We start from the raw sequence: 17,768 nt of genomic DNA on the forward strand, positions 1-17,768 counted from the left end.
GGGTCAGCTCCCGAAGCGGATGCGCGCCGCAAGGCGACCATCGGCGGAAAAGATGTGAAGGTCCTCGGCCGTTGCGTTGCGCATGTACCAGTTGCCAGGCGTGTCGAGCGCGTGCTGCAGCTCGGCACCCAGCTCCGCCGGCCACTCGCCGCGGCACTCGTCCAGCACGTCGACCGGCAACTTGCCGAAGAGCCGTTCCGGCGACTGCCGCCAGTCGCCGCCGAAGCGTTCCCACCAGACGGTCCCGAACGCCGAGGTTGGCGGCGCGTTGGCAACGCCGGTGCCGGTCCGGATGATCGCGTAGGTGCACCCCTTGCCCTCGTCCGAAGCAAGCTTGCTGGCCAGCACCTCCTCGATCGGGAGCAGCCCCCCGAACACCTTGCGGGCATAGGCCTCCGGCCCCGGCGCAAGCGAGCCCGTGCCGGGCACAGATGATGCGCTGCCGTAGCGGGCCTGCACCTCGTGGGGGGGCGGAAGTCTGCGCACGTCGGCGTCACGCCCGTGGAAATAGGCGAACCATGCCCATCCCCCCAAAAAGAAAATGCCTGCCACGACGGCAAGCATTCTCAAAGCGTTCTGCACAAGCTGCGCCAGGAACCAAGTCATTTACTCATACCAAAAAGTCACTTGTCACGCTTGGATCAGCCGGCCGACGCGGGCTCCTTCTTGGGGTCCGCGTAGATCAGCAGCGGCTTGGCGTCGGCGTTCACCGACTCCTCGTTCACCACGACCTCGGTCACATCGGCCATGCCCGGCAGCTCGAACATGGTGTCGAGCAGGATGCCCTCGAGGATCGAGCGCAGGCCACGGGCGCCGGTCTTGCGCGCGATCGCCTTCTTCGCGATGGCCGAGAGCGCATCGTCGGTGAAGGTAAGCGTGGTGTCCTCCATCTCGAAGAGGCGCTGGTATTGCTTGACCAGAGCGTTCTTCGGCTGGGTGAGAATCGTCACCAGGGCGTCTTCGTCGAGATCCTCGAGCGTCGCGATCACCGGCAGACGGCCGACGAATTCCGGGATCAGGCCGAACTTCAGCAGATCCTCGGGTTCCAGCTCCTTGAAGATCTCGCCGGTGCCGCGCTGGTCGGGGTCCCGCACATCGGCGCCAAAGCCCATGGCCGAGCCCTTGCCGCGCTGCGCGATGATCCGGTCGAGACCGGCAAAGGCGCCGCCGCAGATAAACAGGATGTTCGTGGTGTCCACCTGCAGGAATTCCTGCTGCGGATGCTTGCGGCCGCCCTGCGGCGGAACCGAGGCCACGGTGCCTTCCATCAGCTTCAGCAGCGCCTGCTGCACGCCCTCGCCCGACACGTCGCGGGTGATCGAGGGGTTCTCGGACTTGCGGGTGATCTTGTCGACCTCGTCGATGTAGACGATGCCGCGCTGCGCGCGTTCGACGTTGTACTCGCTCGATTGGAGAAGCTTGAGGATAATGTTCTCCACATCCTCGCCCACGTAGCCTGCTTCGGTCAGCGTGGTCGCATCGGCCATGGTGAAGGGCACGTCAAGAATGCGCGCCAGCGTCTGTGCCAGCAGCGTCTTGCCGCAGCCAGTCGGGCCGATCAGCAGGATGTTGGATTTCGCCAGCTCGATGTCGCCACTCTTCTGCGAGTGGTTGAGCCGCTTGTAGTGGTTGTGCACGGCCACAGAGAGCACGCGCTTCGCCTTCATCTGGCCGATCACGTAATCGTCCAGAACGTCGCAGATCTCGCGCGGCGTGGGCACACCGTCGGAGGACTTCAGGCCAGCGCCCTTGGTCTCCTCGCGGATGATATCCATGCAGAGCTCGACGCATTCGTCGCAGATGAAGACGGTCGGTCCCGCGATCAGCTTGCGTACCTCGTGCTGGCTCTTGCCGCAGAAGCTGCAATACAGGGTGTTTTTGCTGTCGCCGCCGGAGTTCGTCGCCATGTCACACCTTTCCAGGCCTTGTGTTCGCATTGGTCGGGGCCGTTGCCCCGACGAGGCCTATCGTCTCTGCCAAGTCCGGAAAGTCTAGGACAGGCCTTTCCGGTCCACAATGTCAAAATTGCCGCGCGCGGGTCGGCGCGCGGCACGGGCGGCGGGTTACGCCGCGTCGGCGCTGCCGCGCTTCTCGACGATCTCGTCGATGAGGCCCCAGGCCTTGGCGTCCTCGGGCGACATGAAGTTGTCGCGCTCGAGCGCCCGCTCGACTTCCTCGAGGGTGCGGCCGCAGTGCTTCACGTAGATTTCGTTGAGCCGCTTCTTCAGCTTCAGCGTCTCTTCCGCGTGGATCATGATGTCGGTCGCCTGGCCCTGGTAGCCGCCCGAGGGCTGGTGCACCATGACGCGGCTGTTCGGCAGCGAGAAGCGCATGCCCGGCTCGCCAGCGGCAAGCAGCAGCGAGCCCATCGAGGCCGCCTGCCCGATCACCAGCGTCGAGACCTTGGGCTTGATGTACTGCATCGTGTCGTAGATCGACAGACCCGAGGTCACCACGCCGCCCGGGCTGTTGATGTACATCGAGATTTCCTTGCCCGGGTTCTCGGCCTCGAGGTGCAGCAGCTGCGCCACGATCAGCGAGGACATGCCGTCATGCACCGGGCCCGAGAGGAAGATGATACGCTCCTTCAGCAGCCGCGAGAAGATATCGTAGGCCCGCTCGCCACGGCTGGTCTGCTCGACGACCATGGGGACGAGGGTGTTCATGTATGTTTCAAATGGGTCTTTCATCTTCGCCTGCCTGCTCTGTCGTGTCCAAATGGTGCCTAGCGCGCGCGCGTTAAACGAGTCTTAGTGTCGGGCCAGAGGGGCTGCAAGGGCTGGCGCGCCAATTCCCCGGCTCATGCGTCGCCCCAGTCCTGTGGTGACGCGCAACTGTGTCGGCTGCATTCCAGCTCGAGCGTCACCTGCCGCAAGCCGAAGCGGCTCTGCATCTCCTCCTTCACCGCGCGCTTGATCCCGTCGGCGCGGGCCCAGGCGCCCTCATCGACCACAAGATGCGCCTGCAGCGCAGCGTTGTGCTCGTCGACCTGCCACAAGTGCGCCTTGTGCAGCCCCGCGACGCCGTCGATCGCCTGCGCCGCCTCCAGCACCTGCGCCGGCACCACGTCAAGCGGGCTGCCCAGCATCAGTACGCGGATCACCCCGCCGATCTCGGCAAAGGCCATCCACAGGATGTATCCGGCGATGAGCAGCGTCACCAGCGGGTCGATCCAGGTCCAGCCGAAATGCAGGATCAGCGTCCCCGCCAAGATCACCGCGAGCGAACCCATGGCGTCCGCCACGTTGTGCAGGAAGGCGGCGCGGATGTTCTGGCTGTCCTTCGACATCGAATAGGTCAACAGCGCGGTCACCACGTCGATCACCAGCGCGACGGCAGCAATGATCACCACCATCCAGCCCTGCACCGGCTCGGGCGAGAGAAACCGCAGGATCGCCTCGATCATCAGGTAGACGCCGATGACGATCAGCGTGGTGTAGTTGATCAGCGCCGCCACTGTCTCGGCACGGGCGTAGCCAAAGGGCATCTCGGCATTGGCCGGGCGGCGCGCGATCTTGCGCGCCAGCGCGGCGATGATCAGCGAGATCGCATCCGAGAAATTGTGCAGCGCGTCGGCGATCATCGCGAGGCTGCCCGAGAGGATGCCGCCCACCACTTGCGCGACGGTGAGCAGCATGTTCACGCCGACCGCGAGCGCCATGCGAAAATCGCCGGCCTCGGGGTCCACGTGATGATGATGGTGGTGATGGTGGTGACTCATGCGGGCATCAGGCGCTCGTACGCCGGGAAGGTCAATAGGGGCGGCAGGATACAGACGGCGCGGAGGCAACCGGCGCCCTGTCCATTCGCGGGATCGGAGGGAGTGAGGGTCGTCAGGCCGTCAGCCTGTCAGAGCACAGCGTCGCGGGATTCGGGCTCCGCATGCTGGAGCGTGCGGGTGATATCGTAGCCAGGCCGCTCGGCGTGCTCGTTCTTCGGGAACAGCCCCAGCGCCGCAGACAGCGACAGCAGGGCGGCGGCGCAGAGAATCCAGTGGCGAAAGCTCATCGGGACGTCCTTCTTCTTGCCTGTTTGTACGGGGCGCTGGCATTTCATATGGGGCGCTCTGCGGCGCGATCCACCCGACTATGCAGCAACGCCGGGTCAAGCCGGGCTCACGATCCTGCGAGGAGACGGCACAACGGCATGTTTCCGCGCGACAAAAAAACGGCCCCCGGGCGGGAGCCGTTCACAGGCGCGGGACGGGGCCGGTCGGCTCAGCTCATCTCGCGCAGGCGCGCGACGTAGCGGGCCATGGTGTCGATCTCGAGATTGACCTTGTCGCCCAGCTTCACGCCACCCCAGGTGGTCACTTCCTTGGTGTGCGGGATGAAGTTGATGCCGAAGGTGGTGCCCTGCACCTCGTTGACGGTCAGCGAGGTGCCGTTGAGCGCCACCGAGCCCTTGGGCGCGATGAACTTCGCCAGCTCGTCCGGCGCGCGCAGCTGTACGCGGGTGCTGTCGCCCTCGTCCTGGATCGAGACCACCTCGGCCAGCCCGTCCACATGGCCCGACACGATGTGCCCGCCCAGCTCGTCGCCGACCTTCAGCGCCCGCTCGAGATTGACCCGCTTGCCGGGTTCCCAGGATCCGAGGTTGGTCTTGGACAGGGTCTCGGCGCTGATCTGCACGTCGAACCAGTCCTCGCCCAAAGTGACCACGGTCAGGCAGACACCGTCGCAGGCGATGGAGGCGCCGATTTCGATGCCCGCGGTGTCATAGGCGGTGCCGATGCGCGCGGTCAGGTCGCCCGCCTGTTCGAGCGCCCGGATTTCCCCCATGTCGGTGACGATGCCGGTGAACATCTGCAAATCCTCTCGACGGCCCCGAGCGCCATAGTTCTCTGGTCACGGGCCTTATTTTGGTCAAATACTGCCGCTAGGGAGGGCCATCGGGCCGGAGAGCCGGACGCCAACCCCTTACGAGTAGGCCGATCCTTAACGAGTGCCCATGTCCAAGGCAACCGCAGACCAGCCAGCAGCGCCACCGCGCCGTGTCTTCCTCTTCCTGCAGGGGCCGCACGGTCCGTTCTTTCATCGTCTCGGCGCCATGTTGCGCCGCACCGGGGCCGAGGTCTGGCGGGTCGGATTCAATGCCGGAGACCGCGCGTTCTGGTTCCACGGCGAGAGCTACCTGCCCTTCAACGGCACTCCCGAGGACTGGCCCGCACGCATCGCCGCCCTGCTCGCCGAGAAGCGTGTCACCGACCTCGTGCTTTACGGCGACACGCGCGGCATCCACGCCGAGGCGGTGACCGAGGCGCGTCGGCGCGGGCTGCGTGTCCATGTCTTCGAGGAAGGCTACATGCGCCCCTACTGGGTGACCTACGAACGCGGCGGCGCCAATGGGCATTCGCGGCTGATGCAGATGGACGTGGCGGACATGCGCGCCGCGCTGGCACGCTCCGACATGGAAGCCCCCCTGCCCCCCGGCCACTGGGGCGACATGCGCCAGCACATCTTCTATGGCGCGCTCTACCATTGGTTCGTGATGTTCCGAAACGGCGACTATCGCAACTTCCGCGCCCATCGCGACCTGCCCGTCGCGCGCGAGTTCCAACTCTACCTGAAACGTCTGCTGACGATGCCGCTGACCCGGGTCGAACGCTTTCTCGAGACTCTGCAGATCCGCCGCGGCGGCTACCCCTACCACCTCGTGCTGCTGCAGCTCGAGCACGACTCCAGCTTCCGCAAGCATTCGCCGTTTGCCAGCATGGGCGAGTTCGTCGACCTCGTGCTGGACGGCTTCGCCGAAGGCGCGCCGGGCCATCATCACCTGGTGTTCAAGGCCCACCCTCTTGAGAATGGCCAGCTGCCGCTGCGCCGCATGATCGCCGAGGCCGCGCGCCGGCTCGGCATCGCCGACCGGGTGCATTTCGTCCCCGGCGGCAAGCTGGCAAGGCTTCTCGACGACGCGCGCAGCGCGGTGACGGTGAATTCAACCGCCGGACAGCAGGTGCTCTGGCGCGGCATTCCGCTCAGGACCTTCGGCCGCGCGGTCTATGCCAAGCCCGAGTTCGTCTCTGATCAGCCGCTGCCCGAGTTCTTCGCCTTGCCGACCCGCCCAGACAGCCGCGCCTACAAGGACTACCGGCGGTATCTGCTTGAAACCAGCCAAGTTCCCGGTGGCTTCTACGCGTCGCGCGGGCGCAGACAACTTCTGCGGCAGGTGGTCGACATGATGCTCTCCCCTCACGATCCTTACGACGCGCTGCGCAACGGGACCGCGGCGCCTCGGCAACAGTTGCGGCTGGTCCGCTGAGCCCGCGCCAAGGCCGGACTCGCTTTTGAAACCGCATTTCCGTACCTTACGCAAAAAACCTGAGGCAGATAAGAACAGGTCGAGGAGACCGAGCCGTGAAACAGTCCCGCTCCCGATGGGCGAAATCCGCCGCCCTTCTGGCCGCAGTGTCGATTCTGGCATCCTGCGCCCTGCCCCGCGTCGGTCCCAACAAGGATGAAATCTACTCCGGTTCCGTGCAGCGCGAAGGCGATGCCTTCATCGTTTCGGTCAACGACCGGGTGACCCGCGCCACCGCCGTCGTGCCTGCACTCGGCTTCTCCGACCAGTTCCAGGGCGCAGGCCTCGTCGGCTCCGACACCATCCAGCCCGGCGACACGCTCGGCCTGACGATCTGGGAGAACGTCGACGACGGGCTGCTGGCCGCTGCCGAAACCAATGCCACCGCGCTCGAAGAGGTGCAGGTCGACGGCTCGGGCTTCATCTTCGTGCCCTACGCCGGCCGCATAAGGGCCTCGGGCAACTCGCCCGAGACCGTGCGCCGGATCATCACCGAGAAGCTGCAGGATCAGACCCCCGACCCGCAGGTCGAGGTGCGCCGCCTTGCCGGTGACGGCTCGACCGTCAGTCTGGTCGGCGCCGTGGGCGGTCAGGGCGTCTACGCCATCGAGCGCCCGACCCGGACGCTTTCGTCGATGCTGGCCCGCGCTGGCGGCATCACCATCCAGCCCGAGATCGCCCAGATCACCGTGCTGCGTGGCGGCAACCAGGGCAAGATCTGGTTCCAGGATCTCTACAAGAACCCGCGCTACGACATCGCCCTGCGCGGCGGCGACCGCATCCTCGTCGAGGAGGACACCCGCGCCTTCACCGCGCTCGGCGCCACCGGCACCCAGGCCCGCGTGCCCTTCGAGACGCAGACGCTTTCGGCCGTCGAGGCGATCGCCCAGGTCGGCGGCCTCGTGCCCTCGGCCTCGGACCCGACCGGCGTGTTCATCTTCCGCAACGAGCCCGCCGACATCGCCAACCAGGTGCTCGGTCGCAGCGACCTGATCGGGGCGCAGCGCATGGTCTACGTGCTCGACCTGACCAAGCCCAACGGCATGTTCATGGCGCGCGACTTCGTGGTGCGCGACCAGGACACGCTTTACGTCACCGAGGCGCCCTATGCCCAATGGAGCAAGGCGATCACCTCGCTCACCGGCACGCTGACCGCCATCGCAACCGTCTCGACCGTCCGCGACGCGGTGACCAACTGATCAAGGACACGGCCCTGAATAATCATAACGAGGGACAGGGCAGCGCCGGGGGAGAAATCCCCCGGCGTCTCTATGTCTACACCGGCGGTTTCCTGACCCAGCGCCGGCTGCGGCGGATGCTGGCGCTGGCTGGCTGGGAGGTATCCCTGGGCCTCCCCTCGGCGCAGGATCACGTCGGCGTCTGGGGCCAGTCTCCCTACGCCGCGCGCGGCGAGGCGATGGCGGCACGCTACGGGGCACCGCTGCTGCGGATCGAGGACGCCTTCCTGCGCTCGCTGCACCCGGGCCGCAAGGGACAGCCCCCGCTCGGGCTGCTGCTCGACCGTACCGGCGTGCATTTCGACGCCAGCGCGCCTTCGGACCTGGAGACCCTGCTGGCCACCCATCCGCTCGACGATCACGCTCTGCTCTCGCGCGCCCGCGGCGGCATTGCCCGGATGCGCGCGGCGCATCTAACCAAGTACAGCGGCTTCGACCCCGGGCAGCCGGTGCCCGAGCCCGGCTACGTGCTGGTCATCGACCAGACGCAGGGCGACGCCTCGGTCCGCGCCTCGGGCGGCGACCGCAACCGCTTTCTCGAGATGCTCTACTGGGCGCAGGAGGAAAACCCCGGCGCCCGCATCGTGATCAAGACCCATCCAGAGACCGCGCAGGGGCTGCGACCGGGGCATTTCACCCAAATGGACGCACAAGGGCGGGTCAGCCTCTGCACCGATCCCGTCTCTCCCTGGGCGCTGCTCGAGGGGGCTGTGGCGGTCTACACGCTCAGCTCGCAGATGGGCTTCGAGGCGATCCTTGCCGGACATCGCCCCCGCGTCTTCGGCACGCCCTTCTATGCAGGATGGGGGCTGACGCAGGACGAGATGCCGCTGCCGCGCCGGAACCGCAGCCTTACCCGCGCGCAGCTCTTTGCCGCGGCGATGATCCTCTATCCCACCTGGTACGATCCCTGCCACGACACGCTCTGCCCCTTCGAGGACGCGCTCGGCGCGCTCGAGGCGCAGACCAGGGCGTGGCGCGAGGACCGGCAAGGCTGGGTCGCCTCGGGCATGAAGCTGTGGAAACGGCGGGCGTTGCAGGGCTTCTTTGGCGGGCAGAAAGCGATGGTCTTTGCCGAAGGCGCCGCCGCCGACGGCAAGTCTGCACAAACCGGCCGGCGCCGCATGACCTGGGCGGGCAAGGCCGAGGGGAACGTGGTGCGGGTCGAGGACGGCTTCCTGCGCTCGCGCGGGCTCGGGGCCGAGCTGGTTCCGCCGCTGTCGCTGGTGCTCGACGATCTGGGCATCTACTACGATCCGACCCGGCCTTCGCGGCTGGAAACGATCCTCGCGAAAGCGCCCGAGCTGCGCCCCGACCAGCAGGACCGCACGCAGCGGCTCATCGCGCGGCTCACCGGCGCGGGGCTGACCAAATACAACCTCGGAACGCCGCCCCCGGCCCTGCCTGACGGGCATCGCATCCTCGTGGTCGGGCAGGTCGAGGACGATGCCTCGATCCGCCTCGGCAGCCCCGACATGCAAAGCAACGCCGCGCTGCTCGCCCGCACCCGCGCCGAGAACCCCGAGGCCGTTCTGCTGTGGAAGCCGCACCCCGATGTCAGCGCCCGGCTGCGCAAGGGCGCTGTCGCGCAGCCCGAGAGGTGGGCCGACCTGACGGTCGAGGGCACGGACATGGGAGCTCTGCTGGGACAGGTGCAGGAGGTCTGGACGATGACGTCGCTTTCCGGCTTCGAGGCGCTGCTGCGCGGGGTTCCCGTCACGACGCTCGGCGCGCCGTTCTACGCCGGATGGGGGCTGACGCGCGACCTCGGGCCGGTCCCGGCGCGCCGCCTGTCCGGACAGCGGCCCACGCTCGAGGCGCTGGTCCACGCCACCCTCATCTCCTACCCGCGGTACCGCGATCCGGTGAGCGGCCTGCCCTGCACGGCAGAGGTCGTCGCGGAGAGGCTGGAGCACGGTGCGATCCCGCACCCCGGCCTGCCCAACCGGCTGCTGTCGAAACTTCAGGGGCTGCTTGCCTCGCAGGCGCATTTCTGGCGCTGACACGCCGGGGGCCGCCTTGGGCGCTCAGCGCCGCCCGCGCAGCGCCCCGAGGCTCGCGGTGACCGCAAAGATCAGCGTTGCCGCGCAAACCATGCTCGGTCCGGCGGGCGTGTCGAAGAGCAGCGCGCCCTCGAGCCCGGCCAATGCAGAAACCCCACCGATCCCCGCCGCCATCAGCGCCATCGCCTCGGGCGTGCGCGCAAAGGGCCGGGCCGCCGCCGCCGGGATGAGGAGCATCGCCCCGATCAAGAGCACGCCCACCACCTTGATGGCCACCGCCACGGTCAGCGCCAGCGCCACGGTCAGCACCCGGCTTTCCAGTCGCGGGTCGATGCCGCTGGCATGGGCAAGGTCGGGCGAGAGCGTCGCGGTCAGCAGCGCCTGCCAGCGCCAGAGCAGCAGCGCCAGCACGAGCGCCGCCCCGCCCCAGATCACCAGCAAATCGCTCTTGGTGACCGCGAGGATGTCACCGAAGAGATAGGCCGAAAGGTCGAGCCGCGCGCCCGGTACGAAGGTGATCGCCACGAGGCCGATCGCCAGCGCACCATGCGCCAGCACACCAAGCACCGTGTCGATCCCGAGCCCGCGCTCGCTCAACGCGCCCACGAGCACCGCCATGACCAGCGCCACGAAGAGCGTCCCGGCAAAGACCGGCAGCGAGAGGGCCAGCGAGAGCGCCACGCCAAGGATCGCCGCGTGGGCCGTGGCATCGCCGAAGTTGGCCATGCGCCGCCACGATACGAAGCAGCCGAGGGGTGCCGCCGCCAAGGCAAGGCCGAGCCCCGCCAGCGCCGCGCGTACAAGGAAATCGTCCAGCATCAGTGCCCGTGCCCTGCGTGATCGTGGTGGGAATGGTCATGCGCATGGTCATGGGCATGATCGTGCGTATGCGTGTGCTCGTGTCGGTAGAGCGCCAGCGCACCATGGGTGCCGGTGCCGAAAAGCGCCCGGTACTCCGCCGCCTGCGCCACCGTCTCGGGGTGGCCCTGGCAACAGACATGGCCGTTGAGGCAGACCACGCGGTCCGAGGCGCTCATCACCACGTGCAGCTCGTGGCTGACCATCACCACCGCGCAGCCGAGCCGCGCGCGGATCTGCTCGATCTGCCGGTAGAAAGCCGCCGAGCCCGGCTGGTCGAGCCCCTGCGTCGGCTCGTCGAGCAGCAGCACCTCGGGCTTGCCGAGGATCGCCCGCGCCAGCAGCACGCGCTGGAACTGCCCGCCCGAGAGCCCCGACATGGGCCGCTCCTCCAGCGCCCCGGCCCCAGCCTCTTCCAGCGCCGCACGGCCCTCGGCGCGGCTGATCCGCTGCGGCAGAGACAGGAACCGCGCCACGGTCAGCGGGAGCGTCGCGTCGATCTGCAGCTTTTGCGGCACGTAGCCGAGCCGGAGCCCCGGCTTGCGCGTCACCTTGCCCGCCTGCGGCCGGACCGCGCCGATCAGCGTGCGCAGCAGCGTCGACTTGCCCGAGCCGTTCGGCCCGACGATCGTAACGATCTCTCCGGGGTCTACGTGGAAATCGACACCCTGCAGCACCGGATGCTCGCCCAGCGTGACCTGCAGGCCAAGCGCCTCGATAAGCGTCATGCGGCCGCTCCGCGGCAGTGCGGGCAGAGCCCCTCGGCCTCGACCACCATCCGCTCGAGCGCGAAATCCAGCTCCTCGGCCGCGGCCTTCACCGCCTCGCCAATCCCCTGCGAGCGCATTTCGGCCACCAGTCCGCAGGCGCTGCAGAGCAGGAAGGCCGGCTTGTGCCGCTCGCCGGGATGGGCGCAGGCGACAAAGGCGTTCAGCCGCTCGATCTTGTGGGCAAAGCCGTTGCTGACGAGGAAGTCCAGGGCCCGATACACCGTCGGCGGCTGCGCCGGCTGACCGTCATCCCGCATGGCATCGAGCAGCTCGTAGGCCCCCATCGCCTTGTGCTTACGCAGCAAGAGCTCGAGCACCCGGCGGCGCTGCTTGGTCAGCGACAACCCCTCGCGGGCGCAGGTGTCTTCCGCCGCCTGCAGGGCGCTCTCGCGGCAATGCGCGTGGTTGTGCGGGGTGAACCCAAGAGGATCGGTATGCTCTGTCATGTCGTCTGCCCTGATGCCTGACATCTCGCCCCCGGAGCGGGACCGCGGTGGATGGGGGTTGATATGTTATAGTGTTGCCGATATCAACCCCACCTGTTGTTACTTTATAACACATCTTGATTCCCGACCGTCACGTAAGAGGCCCCGATGTACCGCTCCCTCCTCCCCGCCCTTCTGCTCGCCAGCCCCGCTTTCGCCGAGGTGCCCAAGGTGGTCACCGACATCGCCCCCGTGCAGGGGCTGGTGGCCAGCGTGATGGGCGACCTCGGCACACCGGACCTGCTGATCCCCGCCAGCGCCTCGCCGCACAGCCATGCGCTGAAACCCTCCGAGGCGCGCGCGCTGCAGCAGGCCGACCTGGTCTTCTGGATCGGCGAGGAGCTGAGCCCGGACCTCGCCCGCAAGATCGACTCCATCGCGCAGGCGGGCAGCGCGGTCTCGCTCTTCGACCTGCCCGGCACCCGGCACCTCGCGGCGCGCAACGACGTGCTTTTCGCCGAGCCCGGTGCGCAGGGGGATCATGACCACGGCGGGCACGACGAGGAGGCGCACGATCACGACGCGCATGACGATCACGGTCATGGCGAACACAGTCACGACGACCATGCGCACGAGGACCATCACGACCATGGTCACGAGGCGGGCGGACACCACCACGAGGGCGACGACCCGCACGCCTGGCTCTCGGTCGACAATGCCGCGACTTGGCTGACCGCGATTGCCGAGAGCCTTGCGGCGCAGGATCCCGAGAACGCCCAGACCTACGCCGCCAACGCCGAGGCCGCGCAAGCCCGCATCGCCGAGGCCCGCGCCGCCGCCGAAGCCACGCTCGCGCCGGTGAAGGACAACCATTTCGTCGTCTTCCACGACGCCTTCCAGTACTACGAGGACAGCTTCGGGCTGACCGTGCTGGGTGCGATCTCGCTCTCGGATGCCACCACCCCCAGCCCGGCCCGCCTCGACGCGCTGCGCGACGCGCTGAGCGGCGCGGCTGCGGCCTGCGTCTTTGCCGAGCCGCAGTTCGACCCGCGCCTCATCGCGGCGGTGACCGAAGGCGCGGGCACCCCGGTGGCCGAGATTGACCCGCTCGGTGCCACGCTCGAAGCCGGCCCCGGCTTCTACCCGGCGCTGATCGAGGACATGGCGCAGCGCATCGCGGATTGCGCCGCTCAATAAGCTCTACCCCGACATCCCGCTGCGCGACGCCTCTTTGCCTTGATGGCAAAGGGGCTTTTCCTTGCCGCATTTCCCGACTAATTAGCTTGGATAAAGGACGCGGGCGCCGCGTCGCCGGGGTTTGCCACTCTCAGACCTTGCGGAACTCACGGCGCCACAGCCGCGCAAGGAAACCGGATGACCACGCCCCTCGCCTCTCTCAGCCGCCGCGGCTTCCTTGCCGGGGCCGCCAGCCTGCTCGCAGCCCCGAAGCTGCATGCCGCCGAGGAGCTGCGCTTTGCGCATGCCTATGGCGAGACGGTCCTCGCCGCGCCGGCGAGACGCGTCGTCTCGCTGGGCTACACCACGCAGGACAGTCTCTTGGCGCTCGGCATCGTGCCGCAGGCGATCCGCTACTGGTACGGCGATCACCCCTATGGTGTCTGGCCCTGGGCGCAGCCGCTGCTCGGCGACGGGCAGCCGATGCTGATGACCGGCGAGGTGTCGATCGAGACCGTCGCCAGCCTCGCCCCCGATCTTATCGTCGGCATCGGCTCGGGCATCTCCGAGGCCGAATACGCGCTCTTGTCGCAGATCGCCCCGGTTTTGATGCAGGCGCCCGAATTCACCACCTACGGCATGCCCTGGGACGCCGAGCTGCGCATGCTCGCCCGCGCCACCGGCACCTCGGAACGCGCCGAGGCGCTGGTCGCCGACCTGCACGGCCGCTTCGAGGCTCTGCGTGCCCGGCACCCCGACTGGCAGGGCCAAACCGCCGTCTGCGCCTGGCACGAGGGCGGGCAGACCAGCGCCTTCCTCGACGGCGACAGCCGCGCGCAGGTGCTGCGCGAGATGGGCTTCCGCCTGCCCGAGGCGCTGGCGCAGATGCAGGGGACCGACGACTTCTACACCGCGCTCTCGCCCGAGGACCTCTCGCCCATCGACGCCGACCTGCTGCTGTGGATCTCGGACGGTGGACAGGCTGACGATCTCGCCGCGCTCGCCATGCGCCGCACCCTGCGCGCCAACGCCGAGGGGCGCGAGGCCTTCTGCGACGCGCTGCTCTCGGGCGCGCTCTCCTTCGGCAGCGTGCTGTCGGTGCCCTATGCGCTGAAGCGGCTCGAGCCCGAGATCAGTGCCGCCCTCGACGGCGATCCGAAAACCGTGGTGCCGAGCGCCTCCGAGGCCGGCCTGCTCTGATGCTCCGCCTGCTCGGTCTTTTCACGCTGCTGGCACTGGCGCTCGCGCTCGCCCTTTCGGTGGGCGCCCGGCCGGTGACGCCCGCTGTGGCGCTGGAGGCCCTGCGGGCCTACGATCCGACCAACCCCGCGCATGTGACCCTTATGGCGATCCGCCTGCCCCGCCTTGCGGCAGGGCTGATCGCGGGCGGCGCGCTCGGCCTCGCCGGCACCGTCATGCAGGTGATGACCCGCAACCCGTTGGCCGACCCCGGACTGCTCGGGGTGAACGCCGGGGCCGCCTTCGCGCTGCTCATCGGGGCGACTGCCCTGGGCACCTCGGACGCCACCTCGGTGGCGCTGCTGACTTTCCCCGGGGCGGCGCTCGCCTCGGCGCTGGTGTTCACCCTTGGAGGCGGGCTGCGCGGCGACGTGGGGCCGGTGCGGCTGACCTTGGCGGGCGCGGCGCTGAACGCGCTGCTGCTGTCGCTGGTCACCGCCATCGTGCTCATCCGGCAGGACACGCTCGACATGTTCCGCTTCTGGGTCGCCGGATCGCTGACCCAGGCCGCCAGCCGCCCACTCATGGAAATGGCGCTGATCGCCGCAGCCGGGGGGATCCTGGCGCTGGCCATCGCCCCGCAGATCGAGGCGCTCTCGCTAGGCTCGGCGCTGTCGCGCAGTCTTGGCACCAAGCCCCGCCGGGTGCAGGCGGCGGCGCTGGCGGTGGTGACGCTTTGCACCGGGGCGGCCGTGGCGGTCGCCGGGCCGATCGCCTTCCTCGGCCTCATGGTGCCGCCGCTCGCCCGGCGCGTCGCCGGCCACGCGCTGCGCCGCGAACTCCTCGCCTCCGCCCTGCTGGGCGCGGCACTGCTGCTCTTTGCCGACACGCTGGGCCGGGTGGTGATGCCGCCCGCCGAGGTCCGGGCGGGCATCATGACGGCACTGATCGGCGGGCCGATCTTCCTCTGGGTGGCACGGCGCCTGCGCCCCGGGGCCACCGCATGAAGGGGGCTCTGACGCTCTGCCTGCTGCTGCTCTGCGCGACGCTGGCGGCACTGATGCTGGGGCCGGTGCAGCTGAGCCCCGCCCTGCTCTGGCAGGGGCTGCGCACTGGCGAGGGCCCCGGCGCGCTGGTGCTGGGCACGATCCGCGGCCCTCGGGTCGTCACGGCGCTGGGTGCCGGGGCGGTTCTGGGCCTCTCGGGCGCGCTTTTCCAAGCGCTCTTCCGCAACCCGCTGGCGGCGCCGGACATCATGGGGTTCACCGCGGGCGCGGGGCTGACCATCATCGCCGCCATTGCGCTCGGCCTCACCCTGCCGCCGCCGCTGTTGGCAGCGGGCGGCGGTCTGGCGGCGGCGCTGCTGGTCGCGCTGCTCTCGCAGCGCAGGGGCCAAGCGACGCCGCCGCTGACGATGATCCTGGTCGGGCTCGGAATCGGCTTCATCGCCTCGGCGCTGTCGAGCTTCCTGCTGACCCTGCTCCCGCATCCGCAGGCCGCCGAAGCCCAGCGATGGCTGACGGGCTCGCTGGCAGCGCGCGACTGGACCCATGTGGCGCAGGTGTGGCTGATCGGCGCGCTGCTGGCGGCACTGGCCCTGGCGCAGATGCGCCGCCTCGCCGCGCTGGAGCTGGGAGAGGACCTCGCCGCCGGGCTCGGCCTGCGCGTCGGTCGGGCGCGCATCGCGCTGGCCGGAACCGCCGTGCTGCTGGCGGCGGCGGGCGTGGCGGTGGCGGGCCCGGTGCCCTTCATCGCGCTGATGTCCGGCCCGCTTGGCGCGCGGATCACCGGCGCGCGGCGGCTGCGCGGACAGATGCTCTCGGCCGCGGGCACCGGTGCGCTGGTGCTGGTGGTCGCCGACCTTGCCGCCCGCGCGGCGCTGCCCGGTATCCAGCTGCCCGCTGGGGTGATGACCGGGCTTCTCGGTGCCCCCTACCTGCTCTGGCGCCTGTCGCGCGAAATGGAGAAAGGCGAGCTATGACCCTTGATCTGCCCCCCGCCGGCCTCGCCGCCGAGCGCCTCTCGCTGGGGTACGCCGAACGCCCGGTGATCGCGGAGCTGTCGCTCGCGCTGCCGCGTGGCGAAATGACCGCCATCCTTGGCCCGAACGGCTGCGGCAAGTCCACCCTGCTGCGCGCCATGGCCCGGCTGCTCGCCCCCTCTGCCGGGCGCGTGCTGCTCGACGGCGAGGACATCCACCGCCGCGACACCCGCGCGCTGGCCCGCGAGCTGGCGATCCTGCCGCAGAGCCCCATCGCCCCCGAGGGCATCACCGTCGCCGATCTCGTCAAGCGCGGCCGCACGCCGTGGCGCGGCCCTTTCACCCCTTGGCGCGACGAGGATGCCTCTGCCTGCGCCGACGCGCTGGCCGCCGTGCAGATGAGCGCATTCGCCGACCGTCCCATTGGCGAGCTCTCTGGCGGGCAGCGGCAGCGGGCCTGGATCGCGCTGGTGCTGGCGCAATCCGCGCCGCTCCTGCTGCTCGACGAGCCGACCACCTACCTCGACCTCGTGCATCAGATCGAGGTGCTGGCACTACTGCGCCGCCGCAACCGCGAAGCCGGGCTGACGGTGGTCTCGGTGCTGCACGACCTGAACCTCGCGGCGCGTTTCTCCGACCGGCTGGTGCTGCTGGGCCGCGACGGGCTCGTCGCCACCGGCAGCCCTTGGGAGGTGCTGACGCCCGTACACCTTCAGACCGCCTTCGGACTTGCCGCCCGCGTCGATCCCGACCCGGTGACCGGCACGCCGATGGTCATCCCGCTCTGAGCGAAAGGCGCACCATGGTTCTGCCCGACCGATCCATCTCTGCCAGCCGATACGACGGCCCGCTGCCCGAGGGCTTCCTCAGCCGCCTGCGCGCGCAGCTCGAAGACTACGACATCCCGCTGCAGCAACGCGGGCACCAGCTGACCGCCCGCTACACCCAGGCCGATATCACCCTGCGGCTCGACCACGCCGGCTTTGCCGTGCAGATCGCCGCCGAGGGCGAAGTGCCCCTGCACCAATGCCGCGAAAGCGTGATCTACTTCCTCGACGCGGCGCTGCCCGAGGCGAGCGCGCGCATGACCTGGAGCGACGTCAATGCCCGCCGCACACCGCCCAACTTCCACCTCGCCGCCGTGCTCGGCACGCGGCCGATCAGCCCGGGATTCCTGCGCGTCGAGATGGCCTGCGACGGCATCGCCGCGCTGCAGGAGGGCGGCATGCATTTCTCGCTGCTGCTGCCGCCCGAGGGGACCACGCCGCGCTGGCCCGAGCTGACCGAGCAGGGCCGCACCATCTGGCCGGATGGCGCCTGCGCGCTGCACAGGGCGGCCTATACCTTCGTCTGGCTCGATGCCAAGGCGGGGCGGTTTGCCTTCGACATCTTCGAGCATGAGGGCGGGCGGACCACCGACTGGGCGCGTCGCGCGAGGCCGGGCGAGACGGTGGGAGTGATGGGGCCGGGCGGCGGCGAGTTCCCCGAGGCCGACCACATCCTGCTTGCCGGGGATGAGACCGCCCTGCCCGCCATCCGCCGCATCCTCGAGCAGTCGCCCGCGGACCGGCGCGGCACGGTGATCCTGGAGACCGCCTCGGAGCAGCACCGCCCCGCGCTGATCCTGCCAGAGGGCATGGCGCTGCGCTGGATCACCCGCGGCCACGGCGGCGGGCTGGGAGCCGCACTGAACGAGGTCAGGGGACTCGAGGACGGCCAATTCGTCTGGGTTGCCGCCGAGAAATCCGTTGTCCGCTCGGCCAAGGCCCACTTCAAGGAGCTTGGCCTGCCGCGCGAGCGCGGGTATTTCTCGGCCTATTGGACCAAGGGCTGAGGCG

Annotated in this window: 18 protein-coding genes; 9 read left to right on the forward strand and 9 right to left on the reverse strand. The window is 69.0% G+C overall.

The window, feature by feature from the left end:
* Positions 1-3: 3 nt before the first annotated feature.
* The 6 genes from CEW88_RS10085 to CEW88_RS10105 form a co-directional block, all read right to left on the reverse strand.
* Positions 4-552, reverse strand: a complete 549-nt coding sequence (locus tag CEW88_RS10085) for a hypothetical protein (RefSeq protein ID WP_159099589.1) — start codon at positions 550-552, stop codon at positions 4-6.
* Between the two features lie 89 nt (positions 553-641).
* A complete protein-coding gene (gene clpX / locus CEW88_RS10090) occupies positions 642-1,907 on the reverse strand; it encodes an ATP-dependent Clp protease ATP-binding subunit ClpX (protein WP_108966444.1) in 1,266 nt (421 codons plus the stop codon).
* A 156-nt stretch (positions 1,908-2,063) separates the two neighbouring features.
* On the reverse strand, positions 2,064-2,690 hold the full coding sequence (locus tag CEW88_RS10095) for an ATP-dependent Clp protease proteolytic subunit (protein WP_108966446.1): 627 nt from the start codon (positions 2,688-2,690) through the stop codon (positions 2,064-2,066).
* Positions 2,691-2,800: 110 nt separating this feature from the next.
* Complete coding sequence (locus CEW88_RS10100; protein WP_108966448.1) at positions 2,801-3,721, reverse strand: cation diffusion facilitator family transporter; 921 nt, start codon at positions 3,719-3,721, stop codon at positions 2,801-2,803.
* Between the two features lie 128 nt (positions 3,722-3,849).
* Entirely contained in the window at positions 3,850-4,008 is a 159-nt protein-coding gene (locus CEW88_RS24490; protein ID WP_159099590.1) for a hypothetical protein, read from the reverse strand.
* Positions 4,009-4,217: 209 nt separating this feature from the next.
* The gene (locus CEW88_RS10105) at positions 4,218-4,805 is read right to left on the reverse strand and encodes a riboflavin synthase (protein ID WP_108966451.1); all 588 of its coding nucleotides are present in this window, start codon (positions 4,803-4,805) and stop codon (positions 4,218-4,220) included.
* A 145-nt stretch (positions 4,806-4,950) separates the two neighbouring features.
* Here CEW88_RS10105 and CEW88_RS10110 point away from each other — a divergent pair, with 145 nt between their 5' ends.
* From CEW88_RS10110 to CEW88_RS10120, 3 genes are all read left to right on the forward strand, one after another.
* Positions 4,951-6,261 (forward strand): capsule biosynthesis protein, encoded by a 1,311-nt coding sequence (locus CEW88_RS10110; protein ID WP_108966453.1) that lies wholly within the window; start codon positions 4,951-4,953, stop codon positions 6,259-6,261.
* Positions 6,262-6,356: 95 nt separating this feature from the next.
* The gene (locus CEW88_RS10115) at positions 6,357-7,499 is read left to right on the forward strand and encodes a polysaccharide biosynthesis/export family protein (protein WP_108966455.1); all 1,143 of its coding nucleotides are present in this window, start codon (positions 6,357-6,359) and stop codon (positions 7,497-7,499) included.
* A complete protein-coding gene (locus CEW88_RS10120; RefSeq protein WP_108966457.1) occupies positions 7,415-9,541 on the forward strand; it encodes a capsular polysaccharide biosynthesis protein in 2,127 nt (708 codons plus the stop codon). The genes CEW88_RS10115 and CEW88_RS10120 overlap by 85 nt, the downstream gene beginning before the upstream one ends.
* Positions 9,542-9,565: 24 nt before the next feature.
* Here CEW88_RS10120 and CEW88_RS10125 read toward each other — a convergent pair whose 3' ends face one another.
* From CEW88_RS10125 to CEW88_RS10135, 3 genes are read right to left on the reverse strand one after another with little or no spacing between them, the layout of a single operon-like run.
* Positions 9,566-10,360, reverse strand: a complete 795-nt coding sequence (locus CEW88_RS10125) for a metal ABC transporter permease (RefSeq protein WP_108966460.1) — start codon at positions 10,358-10,360, stop codon at positions 9,566-9,568.
* Positions 10,360-11,127 (reverse strand): ATP-binding cassette domain-containing protein, encoded by a 768-nt coding sequence (locus CEW88_RS10130; protein ID WP_108966462.1) that lies wholly within the window; start codon positions 11,125-11,127, stop codon positions 10,360-10,362. Before CEW88_RS10130 ends, CEW88_RS10125 begins: the two co-directional genes overlap by 1 nt.
* Complete coding sequence (locus CEW88_RS10135; RefSeq protein WP_108966464.1) at positions 11,124-11,615, reverse strand: transcriptional repressor; 492 nt, start codon at positions 11,613-11,615, stop codon at positions 11,124-11,126. The genes CEW88_RS10130 and CEW88_RS10135 overlap by 4 nt, the downstream gene beginning before the upstream one ends.
* Positions 11,616-11,762: 147 nt before the next feature.
* Here CEW88_RS10135 and CEW88_RS10140 point away from each other — a divergent pair, with 147 nt between their 5' ends.
* The 6 genes from CEW88_RS10140 (at position 11,763) to CEW88_RS10165 (ending at position 17,764) form a co-directional block, all read left to right on the forward strand.
* Positions 11,763-12,791: a zinc ABC transporter substrate-binding protein gene (locus CEW88_RS10140; protein WP_108966466.1), complete on the forward strand. Its 1,029-nt coding sequence runs from the start codon at positions 11,763-11,765 to the stop codon at positions 12,789-12,791.
* A gap of 177 nt (positions 12,792-12,968) precedes the next feature.
* On the forward strand, positions 12,969-13,970 hold the full coding sequence (locus CEW88_RS10145; RefSeq protein ID WP_108966468.1) for an iron-siderophore ABC transporter substrate-binding protein: 1,002 nt from the start codon (positions 12,969-12,971) through the stop codon (positions 13,968-13,970).
* A complete protein-coding gene (locus tag CEW88_RS10150) occupies positions 13,970-14,956 on the forward strand; it encodes a FecCD family ABC transporter permease (protein ID WP_108966471.1) in 987 nt (328 codons plus the stop codon). Before CEW88_RS10145 ends, CEW88_RS10150 begins: the two co-directional genes overlap by 1 nt.
* Positions 14,953-15,930, forward strand: a complete 978-nt coding sequence (locus CEW88_RS10155; protein ID WP_108966473.1) for a FecCD family ABC transporter permease — start codon at positions 14,953-14,955, stop codon at positions 15,928-15,930. Before CEW88_RS10150 ends, CEW88_RS10155 begins: the two co-directional genes overlap by 4 nt.
* Complete coding sequence (locus tag CEW88_RS10160; RefSeq protein ID WP_108966475.1) at positions 15,927-16,718, forward strand: ABC transporter ATP-binding protein; 792 nt, start codon at positions 15,927-15,929, stop codon at positions 16,716-16,718. Before CEW88_RS10155 ends, CEW88_RS10160 begins: the two co-directional genes overlap by 4 nt.
* Before the next feature lie 14 nt (positions 16,719-16,732).
* A complete protein-coding gene (locus CEW88_RS10165; RefSeq protein WP_108966478.1) occupies positions 16,733-17,764 on the forward strand; it encodes a siderophore-interacting protein in 1,032 nt (343 codons plus the stop codon).
* Positions 17,765-17,768 lie beyond the last annotated feature (4 nt).

Origin of the sequence: Alloyangia pacifica (assembly GCF_003111685.1) — a bacterium.
In the GTDB taxonomy this organism is placed as follows: Bacteria; Pseudomonadota; Alphaproteobacteria; order Rhodobacterales; family Rhodobacteraceae; genus Salipiger; species Salipiger pacificus_A.